18 protein-coding genes and 1 tRNA gene are annotated in these 22,307 nt (G+C 48.7%); 18 read left to right on the top strand and 1 reads right to left on the bottom strand.

Annotation, left to right across the window (positions count from 1 at the left end):
• The coding region (locus C8D73_RS10810; protein ID WP_146739229.1) for a beta strand repeat-containing protein at positions 1-4,590 on the top strand (4,590 nt) is incomplete at its 5' end.
• A gap of 20 nt (positions 4,591-4,610) precedes the next feature.
• Positions 4,611-5,033 (top strand): DUF3887 domain-containing protein, encoded by a 423-nt coding sequence (locus tag C8D73_RS10805; RefSeq protein WP_113078201.1) that lies wholly within the window; start codon positions 4,611-4,613, stop codon positions 5,031-5,033.
• A gap of 67 nt (positions 5,034-5,100) precedes the next feature.
• On the opposite strand, the gene C8D73_RS10800 is transcribed toward C8D73_RS10805, so the two are convergent.
• Positions 5,101-6,318 (bottom strand): DUF401 family protein, encoded by a 1,218-nt coding sequence (locus C8D73_RS10800; protein WP_113078200.1) that lies wholly within the window; start codon positions 6,316-6,318, stop codon positions 5,101-5,103.
• Between the two features lie 115 nt (positions 6,319-6,433).
• Between C8D73_RS10800 and C8D73_RS10795 the strand changes: the two genes are divergently transcribed.
• The 16 genes from C8D73_RS10795 to C8D73_RS10725 all read left to right on the top strand — a co-directional run bounded on the left by C8D73_RS10795 (position 6,434) and on the right by C8D73_RS10725 (position 22,306).
• The gene (locus C8D73_RS10795; RefSeq protein WP_021718994.1) at positions 6,434-7,786 is read left to right on the top strand and encodes an AAA family ATPase; all 1,353 of its coding nucleotides are present in this window, start codon (positions 6,434-6,436) and stop codon (positions 7,784-7,786) included.
• Positions 7,783-8,562, top strand: coding sequence for a retron system putative HNH endonuclease (locus tag C8D73_RS10790; protein ID WP_113078199.1), 780 nt, complete (start codon positions 7,783-7,785; stop codon positions 8,560-8,562). The genes C8D73_RS10795 and C8D73_RS10790 overlap by 4 nt, the downstream gene beginning before the upstream one ends.
• Before the next feature lie 112 nt (positions 8,563-8,674).
• Positions 8,675-10,048, top strand: a complete 1,374-nt coding sequence (locus C8D73_RS10785) for a phosphohexomutase domain-containing protein (RefSeq protein ID WP_113078198.1) — start codon at positions 8,675-8,677, stop codon at positions 10,046-10,048.
• Between the two features lie 92 nt (positions 10,049-10,140).
• Positions 10,141-11,022, top strand: coding sequence for a UTP--glucose-1-phosphate uridylyltransferase GalU (gene galU / locus C8D73_RS10780; protein WP_113078197.1), 882 nt, complete (start codon positions 10,141-10,143; stop codon positions 11,020-11,022).
• 12 nt (positions 11,023-11,034) lie between these two features.
• Positions 11,035-12,024 carry a UDP-glucose 4-epimerase GalE gene (gene galE, locus C8D73_RS10775; protein WP_044492146.1) on the top strand — a complete coding sequence of 330 codons (990 nt, stop codon included), beginning with the start codon at positions 11,035-11,037 and terminating at the stop codon, positions 12,022-12,024.
• A gap of 100 nt (positions 12,025-12,124) precedes the next feature.
• On the top strand, positions 12,125-14,056 hold the full coding sequence (locus tag C8D73_RS10770; RefSeq protein ID WP_113078196.1) for an ABC-F family ATP-binding cassette domain-containing protein: 1,932 nt from the start codon (positions 12,125-12,127) through the stop codon (positions 14,054-14,056).
• Between the two features lie 7 nt (positions 14,057-14,063).
• The gene (gene tadA / locus C8D73_RS10765) at positions 14,064-14,573 is read left to right on the top strand and encodes a tRNA adenosine(34) deaminase TadA (protein ID WP_249033599.1); all 510 of its coding nucleotides are present in this window, start codon (positions 14,064-14,066) and stop codon (positions 14,571-14,573) included.
• A gap of 56 nt (positions 14,574-14,629) precedes the next feature.
• Positions 14,630-14,717, top strand: a tRNA-Ser gene (locus C8D73_RS10760).
• A 115-nt stretch (positions 14,718-14,832) separates the two neighbouring features.
• Positions 14,833-15,261, top strand: a complete 429-nt coding sequence (locus C8D73_RS10755) for a MarR family winged helix-turn-helix transcriptional regulator (protein ID WP_113078195.1) — start codon at positions 14,833-14,835, stop codon at positions 15,259-15,261.
• Between the two features lie 53 nt (positions 15,262-15,314).
• The gene (locus tag C8D73_RS11255) at positions 15,315-15,452 is read left to right on the top strand and encodes a hypothetical protein (protein WP_170123215.1); all 138 of its coding nucleotides are present in this window, start codon (positions 15,315-15,317) and stop codon (positions 15,450-15,452) included.
• A gap of 47 nt (positions 15,453-15,499) precedes the next feature.
• Positions 15,500-15,856, top strand: coding sequence for a molecular chaperone Hsp90 (locus tag C8D73_RS10750; RefSeq protein ID WP_113078194.1), 357 nt, complete (start codon positions 15,500-15,502; stop codon positions 15,854-15,856).
• A gap of 201 nt (positions 15,857-16,057) precedes the next feature.
• Positions 16,058-16,627, top strand: coding sequence for a chromate transporter (locus C8D73_RS10745; protein WP_021718985.1), 570 nt, complete (start codon positions 16,058-16,060; stop codon positions 16,625-16,627).
• A gap of 12 nt (positions 16,628-16,639) precedes the next feature.
• Positions 16,640-17,206, top strand: a complete 567-nt coding sequence (locus tag C8D73_RS10740; RefSeq protein WP_044492144.1) for a chromate transporter — start codon at positions 16,640-16,642, stop codon at positions 17,204-17,206.
• A 158-nt stretch (positions 17,207-17,364) separates the two neighbouring features.
• Positions 17,365-20,640 carry a response regulator gene (locus tag C8D73_RS10735; RefSeq protein WP_170123214.1) on the top strand — a complete coding sequence of 1,092 codons (3,276 nt, stop codon included), beginning with the start codon at positions 17,365-17,367 and terminating at the stop codon, positions 20,638-20,640.
• A gap of 188 nt (positions 20,641-20,828) precedes the next feature.
• The gene (locus C8D73_RS10730; RefSeq protein WP_113078192.1) at positions 20,829-21,680 is read left to right on the top strand and encodes a methylenetetrahydrofolate reductase; all 852 of its coding nucleotides are present in this window, start codon (positions 20,829-20,831) and stop codon (positions 21,678-21,680) included.
• A complete protein-coding gene (locus C8D73_RS10725; protein ID WP_113078191.1) occupies positions 21,677-22,306 on the top strand; it encodes a vitamin B12 dependent-methionine synthase activation domain-containing protein in 630 nt (209 codons plus the stop codon). The genes C8D73_RS10730 and C8D73_RS10725 overlap by 4 nt, the downstream gene beginning before the upstream one ends.
• Position 22,307: the final 1 nt, after the last annotated feature.

Raw genomic sequence — 22,307 nt, 5'->3', positions numbered from 1 at the left:
GCTTCAGGTTACGGCATTACCGACGCTTATACAAAGACTGCTGCTGATGAAAAAATAACTGCGGCAACTGCCGATATGGCAACTAAAACGCAGGTAACGGCAGATATCGGCACAGCTAAAACAGCGCTTGAAAGAGCTTATCAGGCAGCAGATACTGCTTTAGGTAGCAGGTCAGCAGCTTTGGAAACAAAGACTGCAAAATTCAATACTGCCGGCGATAACCTGACGGGGATGGCGAATATTACCAGTACGGCGGCGACTTTGGGCGGCGTTGGCTTTGCTTCTGCGGGGGTTATGACAGGAGTTTCCAGCATTGACGATATTGCTATCGACGCCAGCCGTAACCTGTCCAATGCCGGTACTTATAACGGCGTGACAGTTGCGGCGGCAGGTATCAGCGGCACCAGCGTATTTAACGGTGCTGCGATAACCAATAACAGCTTCAACGGCGTGACATTGGAAAAAGGCGTCGACAATCACTATAAAGTGGGCGGCGTGGATGTGAGCGAGCTGAAAACTACTGTTGACAGCATCAGTGCTGACGGCGTTGGCACTGCCGATACGGCAGGTATCAAACGTGATACGACAGGTACGACGACTACCAGTATCGAAACCAACACCAAGATCAGCAGCAGCGGTATAACAACGAATAAAGCAACGGTCAGCGGTGCTACAGCTACAACGCTGGAAAACGGCAAGCTGACGGTGGGCGCAGCCACAGTACAGAATACGGGTTTTGCAGTGGGCAGCAGCAGTTTGAATAATGGCAGTCTGACGGTAGACGGTAATAATAAACTGACGACGGCAGGACTGACGGCCAGCAAAGTAACTGTAGGAACTGTAACAGTGAGCGGCGGCAAAGTGAGCGGACTGACGGACGCGGCTTTGAGTGCTGTCAGTACGGAAGCTGTAACAGGCAAGCAGCTTAACGCGACCAATACGACGGTCAGTGCTTTGGATACTGCTTACAAAGCAGCGGATACGCAGATACGGACTGATTTTGCGGCAGCGGATACGACTTTGCAAAATAATATCGATGCAAAAGTGGCACAGACTGCCTATGATACGAAAATGAGCGCTTTGGACAGCGCCGATACTGCTTTAGGCAGCAGGGCAGCAGCTTTGGAAACGGCGGTCAATGACAGCACTACAGGGTTGGCGGCAGTCAATACCAAAGTAGGCGCTTTGGATACTGCTTACAAAGCAGCGGATACGCAGATACGGACTGATTTTGCGGCAGCAGATACGGCTTTAAAAACAGAGCTGAATACTGCCATTGATGAAAAAGCTAAGAAAGCGACCGATTTAGCAGGTTACGGCATTACCGACGCTTATACAAAGACTGCTGCTGATGAAAAAATAACTGCGGCAACTGCCGATATGGCAACTAAAACGCAGGTAACGGCAGATATCGGCACAGCTAAAACAGCGCTTGAAAGCGCTTATCAGGCAGCAGATACGGCGTTGAGCAATAGAGCGGCAGCCTTGGAAACAGCCGCTACAGGTATGAGTTATGACGCTGGCAAGAATACTACCACCTTTACTGGCGGCGTGACGGCGACTTTACTGACGGCAGGAGAGTTTAAAGTCGGCGCAACAGGCTTCGGCTTTGGCAATGACGGCGCTTTAACGGCTAAAACTGTCAACGGTATAGAGATCAAAAAAGACGAATCGAAAGTAATGGTAGGCGGCATCGACCTGACGGCGCTGAGCAATGGTGATGTAGTTACCGATAATACCAAAGGCATCGGCCGGAATCAGGATACGGCAACGACTACTATCGAAACCAATACGGCGATCAGCAGCAGCGGCATCACTACTAATGCCGTAACTGCCAGCGGTACGGTAAAAGCAGGTGAATTTGTAGAAGGAAGCCAAAAACTTTCTGATAAATATGCTGCTAAAACAGCGCTGGCTGATTATACGACTACTACAGATATGAATACGAAGTTCGCTGATTACGCAACTACTACAGCAGTAGACACCAAACTTGCTGATTACGCTAAGAGCGACAGCGTTTACAGCAAAGCAGCGGCGGATACGGCCTTTGCTAAAGCAGGTGACGTCGATACTTTAAAAACAACAGTTGGTGACGCTGATGGCGGTCTGGTAAAAGATGTTACGGAGCTGCAAAGCGGCAAGGCAGATAAAGCGACTACGCTGGCCGGTTACGGCATTGCTGACGCGTATACGCAAACCGAAATCAATGAGAAGATCGTTGAAGCAACGAAGGATCTGGCGACCAGCGCGATCGTAACAGATATTCAAAGCGGTCTGGATGAAGTGACTGGCAAAACGGCAGGGCTGAGTTATGATACTGCTTCCGGAAGCAGTAAGTTCAGCGGCAGCGTGGTTATTGGCAATGAGGGTGCTAAAACCCATACTCAAATCACAGATGATGCGATTATTTTCGGTGAGGGCACTGATAAGCAGGTCACAGTAGATGCCAGCGGTATCCACGTAGGTAAAAAAGCGGCCGGCGGCATTGCTTTATATGCCGATGCTGACGGTACGCATATCGATCACACCAGTCTGGTAACAGGCTCGGTAACGGCGGACAATCTGAACGGCGTCGCTATCAGCGGCAACGCAACTGACGGTTTGAGTGTAGGCGGCGTCAGTATCAAAGCATTGTCGGAACGTCTGGACAGCCTGGAACAGGATGGCGTGGCTACCGCCGACATGGGCGGCATCAAACGCACTGACGTTGTAGAAAACAGTGGCAAAACAATAATCGAAGACACAACCAGTTTTACTAAAGACGGCTTGAAAACAGCGAACCTGGAAGCGGCGACGGCTGCTCTCGGCGGCGTAAATTTTGCCGCAGGCGCAGTGACAGGCGTCAGCAGTATCAACGGCGTTGTTTTTGGCAGTGATGGTAAAATCGGCGGCGTGAGCCTGAGCGGCGGTAAAGTGGACGGAGTGGACGTTGGCTGGCTGGATCAGCGGGTAAAATCGCTGGAAGACAACGGCACAGGAGGCGGCGGTACGGGCGGCGGTGGCAGCAGTGCCAATACCAGCGGCATCCACAAGCCTGACAGGGATACTACTAACATCGAAGGCAATACCAGTATCACTACTGACGGTATTGACACTAATAAAGTCAATGCCAGCGATTCGATCGTTGTCGCTGATGGTGAAAAGAATAAAACAGTTATCAGTAAAGACGGTATTCTGGTGGCCGAGGGCGAAAAGAATCAGGTCAAGATCAATGAAGACGGTATCCACGTTGGTAAAAACAGCTCGGTCGTCAACGACACCGACGGCTTTATTACGGATAAAGGACTGTATATCGGCGTCAGCAGCAGCAGCGATACCAGCACAGCCAAATTCAGCGTTGCCCCTAACGGCAACCTGAGCAGCAAAGCTGGCGACTACGGTTTCAGCAATACCTCGGCAGACGGCGCCAAATTTACCCACAGCGGTGATACGGCTTACGGCACAGGCAGTCAGCTGGATACTACGATCCAGGGCAATAAGGTGACTACCGGCAGGATAGATACGGACGAGTTATACGTAGACGGTAATAAGGTAACTGTAGCCGGAGGTACTATTAACCAGACTGACGCCGTAAACAACCATTTGAGCGGTGCTGATGCCGACGGGAATACAGTGACTAATGACTTTAAGACCAGCGCTGTGAACGGAACGACACAGGCGGCTGAGAAAACCTCGGCTGACGGTAAGGAAAGCACCAAGACCGTCAATAATACCTCGGCAGGTGGTACCGGCGTGACGACCAGCAAAACCACGACCGACAGCAAAGACAATGTGACGGTGAAGGAAAGCAGCTTCGGCACGAATGAAAAAGGCATGACGCTGAGCACAAGCAATAAGGTAACTGACAAAGACGGAAAGGTTACTAAAGACACCAGCGGCACGACCACGATGACCGGCGACAGTATCAGCGTCAGCAAAACAACGACGACTACGGAAAAAGACGCTGACGGCAACGAGAAAGAAGTCACCAAGACCAGCGGCACCACGATCGGCAGCGGCGAAGTGACCTTGAAACGCGAGGACGGCAGCACGATAGAAGTAGGCAGCGCCATTGAAGGTATGCAGAGTGATATGCGAGAGCTGGACGGCAGGGTCAACCGTATGGGAGTCGAGATCAAGGAAGTGGGCGCACTGAGCGCCGCTTTGGCAGGTCTGCATCCGCAGCCTGAAAACGCCAACAGCCGTGCGGATTTCGCAATGGCGATGGGCAGTTATGAGGGCAAGCAGGCGCTGGCAGTAGGCGGGTTCTATCGCCCTGACAAACGGACGATGCTGAGTATCGGGGCATCGACGACCAGCAGCAAGCATATGATGAATATGGGTATCAGCATAGCGCTGGACAGGCTGCCGGAAGCAGAGCGCAGGGCGAAGGAAGCGGCCAAAGCTGCTGGCGTTGAGCAGGAAACACTGAACAGGGTGCTGGAGCGTCTGGCGGCTTTGGAGCAGGATAACAGGCGTTTGCAGGCTGATAATGAAAAGCGTGATGTTGCTTATGAGAAACTGGCTGCTGATTATACGCAGCTGAAAGAAAAATATATAGAAGAAACTGCTGACAGGCAGCAGCCTGAACAAGCTGAGGCTGAAGAATAAATGTTGGGGGTTGGATGGTAATGAAAAAGACAGTAATCTTATTGATATTAACTTTGATGATGGTGGTGAGTGGTATGTGTTATGCGGCAGGAGATGGCAGTGACTTGAACAGGCAGCAGAAGGTGGCCGATAAGTTTATGGCAGTACTCAGCGGCGATGCTGCGGCTGTAACGCAGCTGCAGGTAGATATGGTGCCGGAGCTGGCAGAGAAGATGACGGCGGCTAATTTTGCCGCTTTGCAAAAGCAGCTGAAGGAACAGTTCGGTATTCAGAAATCGGTGCGTTTTGCGGTTTATGAGCGGTTCGACCAGGGCGACCGCCTGACGTATCTTGTAGGCTTCAGCAGGCAGCAGGCTGTGCGCGCGGTATATGGTTTCGATAAAAACGGTAAGCTGAGCGAATTCGTTTTTGTACCGTTGGAAGTAAAGGCGGTACAGAAATAAAAATCAATAAAACCCAATAAAAAAGGCCGGACTGTTAAGTCCGGCCTTTTTATATAGATAAGGTCTGTTACCAGGTGAACCAGGTATAGATGCTGAATACTGTCAGCAGCATGACTTCTAAAATAAACATCGGTTTGAGGGTCTTGAAGAAGTCGGCTTTAAAATAATCCAGGGTGACGATAAAACACATATGGGTCGGCGTCAGCATTTGTCCGGCTACGCCGAAGGCCATGGCCACGCCTGCCAGGTTCAGGTCACCGGGCGACAGGGCTGCTACGATGGGCATAACGATCGCTACATGACCCTGTGACAGACCTGTCAGGATGCCGATAATAAAGGAGATAGCTGCGATAATGACAGGTACGGGCAGCGGTGAGGCTTTAAAATCTTCCACGATGGTATGCAGAACGTTGGTATCGGTCAGGATCTGGATAAAATAGAGGATGCACAAAACGTTCATCAGCATTTTCCAGTCGCAGGCGCCGGTAAAAACTTCTTTGATGTTCAGGACGCGGCTTGTCATACGCAGGACCGGGATCATGGCGAAGGTGACCAGAGCCATAGCGGTGGAGGCGTTAAGGTCGCAGAAAACTACCAGCATGAAGTTGATTACGACCGGGGAAAGCGACAGTACCAGGTTCATAATGTCCTGACGGCGTTCGGCCGGATCGACATCTACATTGCTGTTAGCGGGCATATCCAGCGGCCGGATGAGCACCAGCCAGCCCAGGGCAAATGCCAGCAGGGTCAGCCAGCACAGGTGGGCGATAAAGTCGCTGAAGGCAACGCCGGCGATGCTGCAGGCCATGATCATGCCGGGTATGATGGGACTGGAAAATTCAAAGATATGCCGGAACCAGAAATTGATGGCGGCTTTATGTTCTTTGGTAAGGTCTGTATTGCGGCTGGCCGCTTCGACGATGGGCGCAGAAAAACGTGCGCCGCCCAGCGAAGGCAGCAGGCCGAGAAAAGCTGGCATAATGGCCAGTGTAAATTTTTCGCTGGCAAATAAGCGCTGCAGGGCGCGGATCATTCCGTCTAAAGCGCCGCTGGTACGCAGCTCGATTTCCAGGCACATGACAAAATAGAGCGCCAGGATCAGGTCGTAGGTGCGCTGCATGGTAAGCGTGGTGGTGAAGGCGCTGACCAGATAATGGAACTGAGGGGCTACTAAAGCCCAGATCAGCAGGCCGCCTGCCAGGATCGCCGGACCGATGGGGATGTGGCGGCGCAGCAGGATGATGATCAGCAGCATTGCTAAAGCGATCACGAGAAAAATATTCATTTTAAAACCTTCTCACTCTCAAATAATATATCTATTATACAAAGAATGCAGAGAAATTTCCATATTCGGCTGAAAAAAGGTATAATAAAAGAAAATATACTTCTGGAGGTGTACTATGTATATCAGTCGCTTATGTTTGCAGAATTACCGCTGTTATGATAATTTTGAGATAGATTTCAACAAAGAACTGACTGTTATCGTAGCTGAAAACGGTAAGGGCAAAACAGCTATTCTAGATGCGGTCGCTGTAGCTTTAGGGCCTTATCTGGCGTGCTTTGACGGTGTTAAGGCCAACCAGATCAGTGATACGGACGTACGCCAGACCAAAGATACTGTAGGCAGGACTTTGGAGCATGTGCTGCGGATGAAAAGCCAGTATCCCGTTGTGATCGGGGCAGAAGGCGTTGTTGACGGCGAAAAGATCACATGGAAAAGAGAATTGAAGGCGGCCGGGGGGCGGACGACGATCCTGAATGCGAAGGCTTTGAGCGAGTATGGGCGGCATATGGTCAAGGCGCTGCGGGAGGTCAACGACAGTAAAATAATTTTGCCGGTCATGGCTTATTATGGTACCAGCAGGATGTGGAAGGATAATAAGCTGTTCGAGCTGCGCAAGGATATCAGTTTGGAGCGCGGCAGCGGCTACGTCGATTGTATGGAGCCTTCGTCATCATATAATACTTTTGGGCAGTGGTTCAAATATGCGGCGATGAGCGCGATGGAATTTGACCGTTATCTGGCCGAGAGCGGTAAAAAGGATGAAAAGAATCCGTATACGGAAGTGCTGAAGGCTGTGCGTCAGGCGATCATTACCTGTATCGGCAGTATGGGCTGGACGGATATAGATTACAGCTTTGCTTTTCAAAATCTGATCATTATGCATGAAACGATGGGTGTATTGCCGCTGGAGGCTTTGAGTGACGGTACCCGCAGCGTGATCAGTATGGCGGCAGATCTTGCGTACCGGATGGTGCGGCTGAACCCTGACCTTGGAGCCATGGCGGCTCTTGAAACGCCGGGCATCGTACTGATCGACGAAGTCGATATGCATTTGCATCCTTCCTGGCAGCAGGCGGTAGTGTATGATGTGCGGAAGGCGTTTCCCAACGTACAGTTTATTGTGACGACTCACAGTCCGCAGGTTCTGAGCACGGTTCCGGCTGAGGCTATCCGTATCCTGCGCTGGGACAATAATCTGATCAATATCGATAAACCTGCCTTTTCTTTAGGCGCTGAAAGCTTTCAGCTGCTCAAGGATATTCAGAATGTCGACACGCGCCCGCAGGCATTGCCGATCGTGAAGGACCTGTACAGGTATCTGATGCTTGTGAGCGAGGATAAATGGGATACGGACGAGGCCAGGGAGCTGCGCAAACGTCTGGACGAATGGTCTAAAGGGTGTGAACCGGCTTTGGTCCGTGCTGATACGGAAATCAGGATGAAGTCTTTCAGGAGGAAGAAAAAATGAAACGGGTGTACAAATCTCCGGCTACACCCGAGCGCCTGTGCAGTTATGTGAAGGCGTTCCCGGACGAGACCTGGGAGCATTTCCGCCGGCGCAACCGCAGGGGCTACCGCGAAGTAAAGCAGCAGCTGCTGCAGGATCAGCACGGTTTATGCGCGTATTGTGAGATCAGTATCAAGCTGGCTGAGTTTGAGGACAATGTTGATGATTTCAGGGTGGAGCATTTCTTCCCAAAAGTAGCTACACAGCTTGAAAAACACAATTATCACCTGGACTGGCATAATCTGCTTGGTGTTTGCCATGGCGGCAGCCAGCCTTATGTGTCGGACCCTGAATGGCGTTATTCCAGCAGGAAGAATGACCGGAGCTGTGATGTACCAAAGGGCGGGAAACCGATTTCCGAGCGGATACTGAACCCACTGAAGATACCGGCGTCAGTCAGGCTGTTTCGTTATCAGGAGCATACCGGTAAGATGATCGTTGACGAAAGTTCCTGTCCGAAAAAACTGCAGGCCAAGGCGCGCAATACGATCCGCGAGCTGAATCTGAACGCGCCGCGGCTGCAGCGGATGAGACTGGCGCTGATCAGGATACTGGAGGACGAGATAAACAGTGCTTTGGCTGGCGGAGCGGTGCTGGAGGAGTTTTTGCCGCTGCTGGCGGAAAGTATCCTGCTGCCGGATGAAGATGGCAATTATCAGCCGTTTTTTTCAGTGGCGCGCTGGTATCTGGGTGAATTTGCCGAGGATATTTTAAGGGAAAATAATTATGCGATGTAACGCACTCCTGCTTAAAAATAACTTTTTAAGCAGGAGTTTTTTTGTGGAGGTAGAAAGTAATAATTATCATGTTTTCAGATAATTGCAGAAAGATATAGGGGAGCGGAGAAATATGGAATTAACTAAGAAAGCGTTTAAAGCGTATGATGTGCGCGGCGTTGTGCCGACAGAGGTCAATGCGGAGATGGCTTATCGGGTAGGGCGCGTTTTTGCGGCGATGTTTGCAGCTGAAAAAGTTGTGGTCGGGCATGATATACGCTTGAGCGGGCGCGAGCTGGTCGATGCTTTGACGGAAGGGCTGCGGCACGGCGGCAGTGATGTGATCGATATCGGGCAGTGCGGTACGGAGATGATTTATTTCGCGACGGCACATCTGGACGCTGACGGGGGGATTATGGTAACGGCCAGTCACAATCCGGCAGAGTATAACGGGATGAAGCTCGTGCGCCGAGGAGCCAGACCGATCTCGGCCGATACGGGACTGATGGAGATCGCTGATATGGTGGTTGACAGTAAGGATTTTCCTCATGTCAAGGTGCCGGGCAAGACGGAGGGTGCTGTAAGACGTTATGATATCATGCCGGAATATATCGAGCATTTGCTGGGATATATAGACATCAAGTCGCTGAAACCGCTGAAGATAGTGGCTAACCCTGGGAACGGCGGCGCCGGCCCGGTCTTGAACGAGCTGGCCAAATATCTGCCTTTTGAATTTATCAAGATCAATGAAATACCTGACGGGACTTTCCCGAACGGGGTGCCTAATCCGCTTTTGGTACCAAATCGCGAGGCTACGGCAAAACTGGTGCGCGAATATCAGGCTGATCTGGGCGTGGCCTGGGACGGCGATTTTGACCGCTGCTTTTTGTTTGATGAAAAAGCCGAATTTATTGAAGGCTATTATATAGTCGGTTTGCTGGCAGAGGTATTTCTGCGCAAGCAGCCGGGCGCCAAGATCATGTATGACCCGCGTCTGACCTGGAACACGCAGGAGGTTGTGGATGCGGCCGGCGGTGTTGCTGTGCGCTGCAAGAGCGGGCATGCCTTTATGAAGGAATGTATGCGTGCCAATGAGGTGCTGTACGGCGGCGAAATGTCGGCACATCATTATTTTAAAGATTTTTCCTACTGTGACAGCGGCATGATACCCTGGCTGTTGGTGGCGGAGCTGTTATGCACCAGCGGTAAAACTTTGTCGGAGCTGGTCGAAGCACGGATGGAAAAATTTCCCTGCAGCGGCGAGATCAACCGCAAGGTTGAAGATTCAGCGGCCGTACTGGCGGCGATCGAGGCTGAATATGCGCCCGGCGGTCAGGTCGATAAGCTGGACGGGCTGAGCATTGATTATGCCGAATGGCGTTTCAATGTGCGTGTTTCCAATACAGAGCCGGTGATGCGTCTGAATGTTGAGACCAGAGGCGATAAAAAGCTGCTGGCTGAAAAAACAGCGGAACTGCTGGAACTGATCGGCGGCGAAGAAGCCTGACAGAGCCCGCGTCTGATCGGTGCTGGCGGCAATCAAGGTAAGTGTTTATCTAAAAATTTATTTCCTGTTCAAGTGGAGAAAGAGTGATACAGATGACTGCAATCAAACAAGTACGCAAGGCTGTTATTCCGGCGGCCGGATTAGGCACGCGTTTTCTGCCTGCTACTAAAGCTACACCGAAGGAGATGCTGCCGATCGTTGATAAGCCGACGATCCAGTATATTATTGAAGAAGCGCTTGCTTCGGGAATAGAAGATATTCTGATTATTACCGGGCGCAGCAAACGTGCTATCGAGGATCATTTTGACCGCAGTATCGAGCTGGAATTGAACCTTGCGGCCGGCGGTAAAGCGCAGGAGCTGGAGATGGTCAAAAAGATCTCTGATATCCGGATCCACTATATCCGCCAGAAAGAGCCGCGCGGATTGGGGCATGCTATTTTATGCGCGAAGCAGTTTATCGGCGATGAGCCTTTTGCGGTGCTTTTGGGCGACGATGTAGTAGACGGTGAAGTACCGGCGCTGAAACAGCTGATGGATGTTTATGATAAAACCGGGGCCAGTGTTTTGGGCGTACAGGAGGTGCCGCAGGAAAAGGTATCGTCTTATGGTATCGTAGCGTCCGAGCCTACGGCCGAACCGCGCACCTTTACGGTCAGCGATATGGTCGAGAAACCGGGCGTTGAGGAAGCGCCTTCGCGGCTGGCTGTTTTGGGGCGTTATATCATCAATCCCGAGGTGTTCCCGATCCTGGAGGCTACCAAGCCGGGACGCGGTAATGAGATACAGCTGACGGACGCATTGAAGGAGCTGGCTAAACTGCAGAAGATGTATGCTTATAATTTTGAAGGACGTCGTTATGATGTCGGCGATAAACAGGGCTTTTTGGAGGCGACGGTGGAAATGGCGCTGAAGCGTCCTGATCTGAAGGATAAGTTTTTAGCATATTTACAGACTATTGTCAGTAAGAACTAAGGAGATTGAATGATGAATGTTCTGGTTACCGGCGGTGCCGGTTATATTGGTTCACATGTAGTTGAAGAATTGCAGAAAAACGGTTTCACACCGATCGTTTACGATAATCTTTCCACAGGCCATGCGGCGGCAGTGCCTGAAGAGGTGCAGCTGGTGGAGGGCGATATCCATGATGTTGCTTTTTTGAAGCATATCATGGCCCAGTTTGAGATCGACGCGGTCATTCATTTTGCTGCCAGCAGTCTGGTCGGCGAATCGATGGAAAATCCTTCCAAGTATTATTTTAATAATGTGGAGGGGTCGCTGCATCTTTTGGAAGCAATGAAAGGCGCCGGCGTAGATTATATCGTTTTTTCGTCGACGGCGGCAGTATACGGAGAGCCTGAGAGCGTTCCTATTAAAGAGGACAGCTGTCTGAACCCGACTAATGTTTACGGCCGCACGAAGCTGATGATCGAAAAAATGCTGGCTGATTATGATATGGCTTATGAGATGCGTTATGTGGCGCTGCGTTATTTTAACGCCGCAGGAGCTTCGCCGAGCCGTGATATCGGCGAAGACCATGATCCTGAATCGCATTTGATCCCGCTGGTTTTAAAAACTGCGCAGGGCGTACGCAGGCAGGTTGCCATCTATGGTACTGATTATGCTACTGCAGACGGTACCTGTGTGCGTGATTATGTTCATGTCTGCGACCTGGCAACGGCACATGTTCTGGCACTCAAGCATCTGCTGGCTGGAGGAGCGAGCCGCGTGTATAATCTGGGCAGTGAAAATGGTTTCAGCGTGCGCGAGATCATCGATGCTGCTAAAAAGATTACGGGGATAGACTTTACTGTGGTGGAAGAAAGCCGCCGCAGCGGCGATCCGGCTGTGCTGATCGCTTCTTCGGAGAAGATCAGGGACGAGCTGGGCTGGGTGCCTAAGTGCAGTACTGTCAATGAAGTTATCAGTACGGCCTGGAAATGGCATAAGGGACACCCGCAGGGCTATGAAGGCTGAAAATGTAAGACCGGTTTGCCTGGGCAGCCGGTCTTTTTGCTTTCAAGCCGTTTTTTTGTTAAAATAAGAGTTCAGGAAGAAGAAAACAGAGGACGAAAAAATGCAGCTTGTTGTAGATAAAATTGCCAGGAGTTTTGGCATTAATGAAATATTTAAGGATATCAGCTTTATGATCGATAAAGGTGAAAAAATTGGGCTGGTAGGCGTAAATGGCAGCGGCAAAACAACGCTGCTGCGCTGTCTTTTGGCTCCGGAAACGGTTGACGGTGGTGTGGTGCGTTTTGAACCCGGCTTGAAGATCGGTTATGTGGAGCAGGGGTTTCAGAATATCGGCACCGGCAGTTTGTGGCAGTTTATGCTGCGCTCCTGCCCGGAGATAGTTACGATGCGTGAAGAACTGGCGGCTTTGGAAGCACGTTCTGCCCAGCTGGAACCGGGTGCGGAGCTGGACGGGGTTTTAGAGGAATACGCCCGTGTGACCAAACGTTACGAACATGTCGACGGATATAATTATGAAGCGTTTATTAAAAGAGTCTTGATTGGCCTGGGTTTTGAAGAAGCGGTCTGGGATAAGACGGCGGAGCACTTTTCCGGCGGACAGAAAACCAGGATGATGCTGGCGGCGGCCCTGGTGCGGCAGCCTGATTTTCTGATTTTGGATGAGCCTACAAATCATCTGGATATTGCTATGACTGAGTGGCTGGAGAAGTATCTGCAGGAATTTAAGGGCGGGCTATTGGTAGTCAGTCATGACCGTGCGTTTCTTGATAATATCGCTACACGGATACTGGAAATGGAAGGCGGGCATCTGACTTCCTTCAAAGGCAATTACAGCAAATATCTGGTGCAGAAAGAGCTCCAGACTGCAACACTGGAAGCTGCTTATGCTTCGCAGCAGGATTATATCGCACGGACGGAAGCCTATATCCGTCGTTTTAAAGCGGGCATCAAAAGTAAGATGGCGCGTGGACGCCAATCTCAGCTGGATCGTCTGGAGCGGATGGACGCGCCTGTGCAGCATGAGGAATTTGCCCTGCGCCTGCCGCCTGCGCCGGAGTCTGCTGAACGGGTGCTGATTTTGGATAACCTTTCTGTTGGTTATGGCGATAATGTACTGCTGCATGATATAGATTTGGTGCTGCGTAAGGGTGAAAAGGTTGGCTTGCTGGGCCCTAACGGCACCGGTAAAACGACATTGCTGAAAACTGTTTTAGGCGAGCTGCCGCCGCTGAAGGGAACAGCGCAGATCGGCAATCGTGTGAAGGTGGGGTATTTTTCGCAGAGCTATGAAAGGCTTGCTCCCAAACAGACGCTGCTGGATAATTTTTTGGTGGAATATGGCTTTACTGAGGAACGTACGCGTTCACTGCTTGGCGGGATGCTGTTTCACGGCGACGACGTTTTTAAAGAGATCGGCACTTTGTCAGGCGGCCAGAAGGCACGTCTGGTATTGCTGAAGCTGGTGCTGGACGGGGCAAACTGCCTGGTGCTGGACGAGCCGACCAACCATCTTGATATTATGGCGCGGGAGACTGTGGAAGCTGCTTTGACTGCTTTTGACGGAACGGTGCTGGTGGTCAGCCATGACCGTTATTTTATCAACGAGATCGCTGACAGGATCTGGGAACTGGAAGATCACCGGGTCTGTGATTATAAAGGCAATTATGATTTTTATTTAGAAGAAAAGGCTAAAAGACGGCTGCTGCAGGCTGCCGTGCCGAGCAGCGCCCCTGTGCAGAGGAAGGCTGCGCCTGAGCCGATAAGCAGTACTGTAAAAAGTTCCGGCAGGCATAAGCGTGCCTACAGCCCGCAGGAAGCAGAAAAGCTGCTGGCAAAAGTTGAATTGAGTATTCGTGAACAGGAGGCTTTGCTGGGGGTGTTGGAAGGACGAATGGCCGATCCTGCCAGCCATACAGACCCGGAAGCCAGCGCTGCTTTGGCGGCGGAGCATGCTGCCCTGCAAGCGGAAATCGAGAAGCTGATGCTGCGTTGGGAAGAACTGATGACAGCGGCAGAAGCGTTACAGGAGTAAGCAGAAGATGTTAAATGCAATGACGGACGAAGAATATATGCAGTTGGCGCTGCAGGAAGCCCGGGCGGCTGACGTGATCGGCGAGATACCGATCGGCGCCGTACTTGTGGTTGAAGGTGAAGTTGTAGCGAAGGCGCATAATATGCGCGAAACCTGGAACGATGCGACGGCGCACGCCGAGGTCATCGTGATCAGGGAGGCGTGTAAAAAGCTGGGCCGCTGGCGTTTAGAGGGGGCCGTGCTTTATGTTACAGTCGAGCCCTGTCCAATGTGTTCGGGCGCTATCGTCAACAGTCGTATCGACAAGGTTGTTTACGGCTGTCCTGATGCTAAAGCCGGAGGGGCAGAGTCGATCTTTAATATCATCAGTAATCCCAATCTTAATCATACGGCACAGGTCGTCAGCGGCGTCTGTGAAGCCGAATGTGCACAGGTAATGAAGGATTTTTTTAGACGCAGACGTGCAGAAAACAGGCTGGCAAAGGCTGGAATAGCTGCTGACAGTGCGGAAAATTAAGAAAAACTCTTTGCAAAATACGGATTTATGATATAATAGATAAGGCTGGTTTACGCGGAGAGGTGTCCGAGTGGTCGAAGGTGTTTGACTCGAAATCAAATGTACGGCAACGTACCGTGGGTTCGAATCCCACCCTCTCCGCCAGATGATTATGCGGTTCTTCATTTATTTGAAGGACCGTTTATTTTTTTGCAGCGGCAGACATCAGCAAGAATAAAAAATATTTGACAATAGTTAGATGTCTAATTATAATTGAGATATGATGAAGCAGACAAAAACGATTTTTTTGATCAGTAAAATAAGAGAAAAGGCCAATAAATTCATTCTGGCAGATCTGGCGCAGCATGGTATTACCAAACTGGCTCCCTCGCATGGAGATATTTTAGCGTGTCTGTATCAAAGGGAGCGGGTGACGATGAAAGAGATTTCAGACTCTATCCATCGGACGAAACCAACGGTGACGGTGCTCGTAAATAAGCTGGCAGAGCTGGGACTGGTGAAGAAATTTCAGGCAGCGGAGGATTCCCGGGTCATTTATGTGGAGCTGACTGAGCAGGGAAAAGCATTGCAGAAGCTTTTCGAAAAAGTTTCTGCTGATTTAGTTCAAAAAGTTTTTCAAAATATGGAACAGGAAGAAATGAAAAAGCTGGAAATATCTTTGCAAAAAATTCTGGATAATCTGGGGTAAAATTTTTTAGAAAAATAGTTAGAGCTCGAACTAATTTTAGCAGCTGATAAACAATGGATAACAATATTTTTATGATAGAGAAACATGAGATTTACGCAGGGAAAGGAGGCTGGCAGATGAAAGGTCTGCGGCAGTGTTTCGGAAATTCAAAGCAGGCTGCGGCTAGGTGTGCAAGCGGCTGGATCGAGTGATTACCAGGCTCTGAAAGGGGTAAATAAAAGAAAGCGAGTTGAGTTTTATGAAAAAAGAAGTATTGGATTATGTTATTGAAAAGACACATGAATTGATGAATGCTGCTTCCTGCAGCAGTGAAGCTAAGGCAGCGGCGCAGAGCTGGCTGGATGCGGTCGGCACAGAACGGGAAGCCGATGAAACAAAAGAATATATTGCCGAATTGGAAGCGGATATTATGCCGATCGACAATCTGATAGCTTTTGCAGGATCTGAGGCCGGAGCCGGATATTTTGGTGCCGAACTGGCAAAGAATATTACCGCACATGCTGAAGAAATAAAGCTTGCTGGGGCTGAATACTGCGATTGCCCTGCCTGTGCGGCTGTGGCAGAAATACTTGCCAGAAAAAAAGAATTGCTGTGAAGGTTTTTAGCAGGTTGATTGCGACTGCTTGCAACAGAATATTGCTGATAAAAGGAGTTTCATTTATTTGAAGCTCCTTTTATTTTTATAATTAAGTATTGATGCCGGATTTTTAATTTTAGTCAGGCTTCGGAAGCTGTACGGCAGATTAAAATTTTGTTATGATAATATCATCAGCCAAATTAGTGATGGAGGCATGAAGTGAATAATTCTGTGGTAATAGATAAAAAGTTTTACTGGGAACTGTTTAAATCTACGTTCCTGATCAGTGCTTTTACAGTGGGCGGTGGTTTTGTCATTATCCCGCTGCTGAAAGCCAAATATGTCGATCATTATAAATGGATGAGTGATAAGGAAGCGCTTGATCTTGTTTCAGTAGCGCAGTCGGCTCCTGGAGTGGTGGCCGTCAATGCCGCTATCATTATAGGTTATCGTCTGGCAGGGTATACCGGCGCTGCAGTTACTTTGCTGGCTACAGTGCTGCCGCCGCTGATCACACTGACGGTGATTTCGTATTTTTATGATGCTTTTGCCCATAATTATTATGTGCAGATTTTGCTGCGTGGTATGCAGTGCGGGGCTACAGCGCTGATACTTGACGTAGGCATAAATCTGCTGCAGAAAGAGCTGAAAAAGAAGCTGCTGCTGCCGTGTTTGATTATTTTCGGCACTTTTATCGCCAATTATTTTTTTCAGGTCAATATCATGTATCTTATTCTGATCGATGCCGTTATCGGTTATTTATGGCTGCAGGATGAAAAATACAGTTAAGGAGGTATGGAAGTGATATATATAAGTTTGTTCTGGAGTTTCTGTATGGTCGGCGCTTTTTGCGTTGGCGGAGGTTATGCTTCCATACCGCTGATCCAGACGCAGGTCATTGATGTCCATCATTGGATATCATTCAGTGAATTTATGGACGTTGTTGCTATTTCGCAGATGACACCGGGGCCAATAGGTATCAATGCCGCTACTTTCGTCGGGACAAAGGTGGCAGGTATTGGCGGCGCGGTAGCGGCGACGGCAGGTTTTGTTACGCCTTCGCTTATTATTATGATCGCATTGGCAAAGCTGCTGGCAAAATATGGAGATATGGGAGCGATCAGGGGTGTTTTGAACGGCCTGCGCCCCGCTGTAGTCGCATTGATAGCTTCTGCCGGTGTGATGTTTTTAACTCTGTCTTTGTGGAACGAAGAAAAATTGCCGGCTGTCTGGAGTGATCCTGATCTGGTCAGCACGATCGTTTTGCTTGTTTCACTGGTCCTGATCAAGAAGAAGATCTGCGGCGTGATCCAAACACTGGTTGGTTCGGGGTTATTGAGTTTGGCGCTGCATTTTTTTATAAAATAATATGGTTGAAAAGTAATTAAAGGATTCCTGACTGTTTGCAGTCAGGAATTTTCTTTTAAAATAATATTTTAATGTTAAGAATTGTTTTTCTTGTTTTTTAATAATTCATTTAATATAATTAAAGAAAAATGACGGATAAGAATACGGGAGAGCTTAATATGATCAGTGCCGGGCAGAAAGTAAACAAGCTGATGCAGGACTTTTTTACTGCTTATTTTAATGAACGCGATTATAAAGCTGCCGCAGGCTTTCTGCGTGAAGACATCAGATGGATAGGTCTGGGGGCAGTCTGCAGTGCCAGAGATCGCAGTGAGGCTGTAAAATTTTTGCAGGCTGAAATTGCAGCTGCACCATATGCGGTTTTCTTTGAATATGAAAATGTTCAAAATACGATGCTGTCTGAAACGGCGGCAGTATTTCTTTGTGATCTGCTGCTCAAAAAAAATAAAGATGGGTATGACAGTGACATAAGCATACGTGTAATGGCAGCCTGCAATTGCTGTGATTCTGTATGGAAAATTGCGGCGCTGCATGTTTCACAGGCAAATATGGGACCGGAGACAGGTGATTTTTTCCCGGCAGCGTTCAGTATGGAAAAGGTTGCCGAGGTCGAAAGCAGCATTAACAGGCAAATGCTGGGTCTGCTTAACCGCAGTATACCAGGTGGTATTTTAGGCGGTTATGTTGCGCCAGGTTTTCCTTTGTATTATGTTAATGAAAGAATGCTTGCTTATCTTGGCTATACTTATGAGGAATTTGTAGCAGATACCAAAGGTCTGGTTATGAACGGCATCCATCCTGATGATTTGGAACGGGTGGAGCAGATTGCCAGCCGGGCGATGGATCAGGATAGTGAGTATGAAGTTAAGTACCGGATGAAAAAGAAAGACGGCAGTTATATCTGGGTCAGTGATGTTGGGAAAAAGGTTCTGGCTGTGAACGGAAATGCTGCCTGCATCAGTGTGATCAGGGATATTTCTGGTGAGATAGAAGCAAAACAAAAGCTTTACGAGGAAAGCGTTGAGAACAGGCAGCAGAAGAATATTCTGCAGAATATTATCGATACTATGCCCAGCGGCCTGCTGCAATGCAGCTTTGACAGGATTCCCAAAACTTTGATGGTCAACAGGACCGGGGCTAATATTTTAGGGTTCGAGAATGAGCATGAGTTTTTTCTGCGGAGGGATGTGTGTGATAATATTCTTCGCTGTATCCATCCGGAAGATAGAACAAAGGTTTTAGAGGAACTTTTCAGTATTGCAGAGGAAGGGATCGTCAAGAATTCAAGCCACCGTATCAAAACTGCAGCAGGCGAGGAAAGATGGGTACGGTCTGCTGCCTGCGTTATTCAAAATCAGCAGGGGGAAAAAATCTATCAGATAATTTTCCATGATGTTACCGAAATCCTGCAGCTGCGCCGCAAAAACCAGCAGTGGGATCTGATGGAACGCAGCGCGTTATATACGGCTATCACATCAGCTTATCCGATGATCATTTTCGGAAATCTTACACGGAATACCTGCAGTGTTTTAGATCAGGAGGGACAGAGCCTGCATTCTCTGGATTGCGGCAGCTATGATGCTATGGTCAATGGAGTGTTGGGTTCGGTAGCACCTGAGTATAGAGATGAGTTTACCAGTAAATTTGCCCGTCAGAACCAACTGGCAGAGTATGAACGAGGTGCTCACGAAACTTATATGGAGCACCGCCAGCTTTTGGATGATGGACAGTATCATTGGGTCTCGGCACATAAAATCAAGGTGGAAAATCCCGTTAATGATGATATTCTTACAGTTTCGCTGATTCGCTGCATTGACGAGCAAAAGGACAATGAGGCGGAAAAAAATCAGATTTTGCGTACTGCTTTAGGTGCGGCAGAGGCTGCAAACAATGCTAAAACGGAATTTTTATCGCGGATGAGCCATGAGATACGTACGCCGATGAATGCCATTATCGGTATGACAGCTATAGCGTTGTCTGCATTGGATAATAAAGAGCGTATCAGCGATTGTCTGGCGAAGATCGGTATTTCGGCAAGGTTTTTACTGAGCCTGATCAACGATATTTTAGATATGTCGCGTATCGAAAGCGGACGAATGAGTTTGGCACATGAAAAATTTGATTTTGAAGAAATGATCAACGGTCTGAACTCTCTTTTTTATCCGCAGGCGGAAGAGAAGGGCTTGAAATTTAATACTGTTATCGAAGGGATGACAGAAGAGCTTTATATCGGTGATTCATTACGTTTGCGTCAGATTTTATTAAATATTTTATCTAATGCCTTAAAATTTACTCCGGAAGGTGGCAGAATCCAGTTTACGATCAGGCAGATGAGCCGGGGTAATAAGGATGCCTGGCTGAGATTTACCGTAAGCGATACAGGTATTGGCATGAGCAAGGTTTTTCAAAAGCATCTTTTTGAATCTTTTGAACAGGAAAATCCCAATATTTCTATCAAATACGGCGGTACTGGTCTGGGATTGGCTATTTGCAAGAATCTGGTAACGCTGATGGGCGGTTCGATAAATGTGCACAGTATCGAAGGTGTTGGCAGTGAGTTCTGCGTCGATGTAAAGTTAGGCCTAACGGAAGAAAGCTATCGACGTAAAAATCTTGATCTTCTAAAGTTCCGGGATTTGAAAACGCTGATAGTTGACGATGATATTGTGACTTGTGAACATGCCAGCCTGATTATGAGTGATTTGGGGGTACAGGCAGAATATGTGACTTCGGGAGCTTTGGCAGTACTGGAAATCGAAAAAGGCATCAGGGAAATGAACCCTTATGATATTGTGCTGGTAGATCTGAAAATGCCGGATATGGACGGAATTCAGACAACGAAAGCTATAAGACGGCTGGTTGGAGCTGAGACATTAGTAGTCGTTATGACAGCATATGAATGGAAGGAGCTTGAAGCAGATGCAAGGCACGCAGGTGTGGACTTTTTTATCACCAAGCCGCTGTTCCGTTCTGAGCTGGTAGATTTGTTTGAAAAGATCAATGATTTCAGTGAAGCAGTATATGAGCCGGAAGCAGCAAAAGGAGAAGTACAGTTTGCTGGAGAACGGATTTTACTGGTAGAAGATAATGAGCTGAATCTGGAAGTTGCGGCAAGTCTGCTGGAAATGAAGGGACTGACGATAGAAAGTGCCTGCAACGGTCTGCAGGCACTAGAAAAATTCTGTTCAACTCCTGTTGGGTACTATGATGCTGTTTTGATGGATATCAGGATGCCTGTTATGGATGGGCTGGAAGCAGCACGTAATATCAGGCTGTTTGATAAAAGTGATGCGCAGACGATCCCTATTATTGCTATGACGGCTAATGCGTTTGATGAGGATGTGGAAAAATCACACGCAGCGGGTATGAACGCACATTTGGCAAAGCCGATTGACCCGGAAAAGCTGTTCGCAGTTTTGCAGGAATTTATTTAAGGTGATTGATAGTAAGCTGAATAAAAAGGTATGGGCATGCCCATACCTTTTTATTCTTGACCTGTTTTTGTAACATCTGTAGCGAAATAGTAAATGGTTAAACGTAAAGAATAAATAGTATTTGCGTTTATTAGCATTTTTGTTTAGAATTATTAGAAATGTGTATTAGGGGAAAGAGGTTGCTGCTGATGAAAATTATTGATTTATTAAAAAACGAAAAGGTGTGCATTTCCTGCGAGCTGTTTCCACCTAAAGCAGGTACAGAGCTGCAGAATGCTTTGAATATAGTCAGTGATATTGCCGAGGTGGGTCCGCATTTTATGAGTGTTACGTATGGGGCCGGCGGTACATCTGTGGGTCAGACGGTGGCTATTGCCCGGGCAATAGAAGCCAGCGGACGCCCAGCGCTGGCGCATCTGACCTGTATCGATGCTGATGAAGCCAAGATCGACGATGTTTTGGCACAGATGCGGGCTGCTGGCGTCCAGAATGTTTTGGCTCTGCGCGGAGATGCGGTGAATGGCAATGACGGGGATTTTGCCCATGCCAGTGATTTGATGGGGAAAATCAAAAAAGCCGGTGATTTTTGTGTCGGCGGGGCCTGTTATCCGGAAGGACATCCGGAAGCCGGCTCTCTGGATCGTGATATTGTCAATACCAGACGGAAAATCGACAGTGGCTGCGACTTTTTAGTGACGCAGATGGTGTTTGACAATAATATTATTTACAATTATATGTACAGACTGCTGCGGCATGGTATCGATGTGCCGGTCGTGGCGGGTATTATGCCGGTGACAAATGCCAAACAGATCAACCGGATCTGTGAATTGAGCGGGACCAAACTGCCTGCGAATTACCGCGCTATCGTCGAGAAATTTGCAGATGATCCCGAAGCGTTAAAACAGGCGGGTATTGCTTATGCTACGGGGCAGATTGTTGATTTGATCGCTAACGGACTGAAAAATATTCATGTTTATACGATGAACCGGCCGGAAATCATCGGCGGGATCATGAAAAATCTGTCGGAGATCGTAAAATGAAGTATGACAGAGCTGAAGCCGTGAGGTATATGGGCGCGAAAAAAGATGATAATGAGGCGGCTGTTTTGGCTGATCTGGCTTATTTGCAGCTGCGGAACGAAGTGCGTCCCAGAAGCTGCTGGCAGATTTTTGCGTGCCGTGTAGATGATGCAGGCGTGACCTTAGTAGATAATGGCATGCGTTTTGAAAGCAAAAATTTGGCAGGACATTTGCAGGGCTGTCAAAAAGCGGCGGTTTTGGCTGCTACTTTAGGCAGTAATGCCGATACTGTTTTGAGGCGTCTGGCATTGACTAACGTAGCACAGGCAGCTGCTGCTCAGGCTGTATGCGCGGCTCTGATCGAAAGTTATTGTGATGAAACCGAAGCCGAGATAGCGGCTGCAGCAGGGCTGCACTTGAAACCGCGTTTTTCACCGGGGTATGGCGACTGGCGGCTGGAGGATCAGCGTCAGCTGCTTATGCTGCTGGATTGTACAAAACGAATCGGTCTGACTTTGACCGATGGTTATATGCTGACTCCTATAAAATCAGTGACGGCTGTGATAGGATTGACTGAAGATACCGTCTGCAATACCAGTAAATGTGCGGCGTGCGTTAATCGAGCGTGCGAATTTAGAAAGGAATGAA

It is taken from the genome of Phascolarctobacterium faecium DSM 14760 (assembly GCF_003269275.1).
Lineage (GTDB): Bacteria > Bacillota > Negativicutes > Acidaminococcales > Acidaminococcaceae > Phascolarctobacterium > Phascolarctobacterium faecium.
Note: the sequence above shows the minus strand (reverse complement) of the source record. Positions and strands in the feature narration are given on the sequence as shown.

Bases quoted from the DNA above. Each gene is read 5' to 3' on its own strand.
- C8D73_RS10735 (WP_170123214.1), top strand. From the start codon at position 17,365: ATGATCAGTGCCGGGCAGAAAGTAAACAAGCTGATGCAGGACTTTTTT.
- C8D73_RS10795 (WP_021718994.1), top strand. From the start codon at position 6,434: ATGTATATCAGTCGCTTATGTTTGCAGAATTACCGCTGTTATGATAAT.
- C8D73_RS10785 (WP_113078198.1), top strand. From the start codon at position 8,675: ATGGAATTAACTAAGAAAGCGTTTAAAGCGTATGATGTGCGCGGCGTT.
- C8D73_RS11255 (WP_170123215.1), top strand. From the start codon at position 15,315: ATGGATAACAATATTTTTATGATAGAGAAACATGAGATTTACGCAGGG.
- C8D73_RS10725 (WP_113078191.1), top strand. From the start codon at position 21,677: ATGAAGTATGACAGAGCTGAAGCCGTGAGGTATATGGGCGCGAAAAAA.
- C8D73_RS10750 (WP_113078194.1), top strand. From the start codon at position 15,500: ATGAAAAAAGAAGTATTGGATTATGTTATTGAAAAGACACATGAATTG.
- C8D73_RS10755 (WP_113078195.1), top strand. From the start codon at position 14,833: ATGATGAAGCAGACAAAAACGATTTTTTTGATCAGTAAAATAAGAGAA.
- C8D73_RS10790 (WP_113078199.1), top strand. From the start codon at position 7,783: ATGAAACGGGTGTACAAATCTCCGGCTACACCCGAGCGCCTGTGCAGT.
- C8D73_RS10805 (WP_113078201.1), top strand. From the start codon at position 4,611: ATGAAAAAGACAGTAATCTTATTGATATTAACTTTGATGATGGTGGTG.
- galU (WP_113078197.1), top strand. From the start codon at position 10,141: ATGACTGCAATCAAACAAGTACGCAAGGCTGTTATTCCGGCGGCCGGA.
- C8D73_RS10770 (WP_113078196.1), top strand. From the start codon at position 12,125: ATGCAGCTTGTTGTAGATAAAATTGCCAGGAGTTTTGGCATTAATGAA.
- C8D73_RS10730 (WP_113078192.1), top strand. From the start codon at position 20,829: ATGAAAATTATTGATTTATTAAAAAACGAAAAGGTGTGCATTTCCTGC.
- tadA (WP_249033599.1), top strand. From the start codon at position 14,064: ATGTTAAATGCAATGACGGACGAAGAATATATGCAGTTGGCGCTGCAG.
- galE (WP_044492146.1), top strand. From the start codon at position 11,035: ATGAATGTTCTGGTTACCGGCGGTGCCGGTTATATTGGTTCACATGTA.
- C8D73_RS10800 (WP_113078200.1), bottom strand. From the start codon at position 6,318: ATGAATATTTTTCTCGTGATCGCTTTAGCAATGCTGCTGATCATCATC.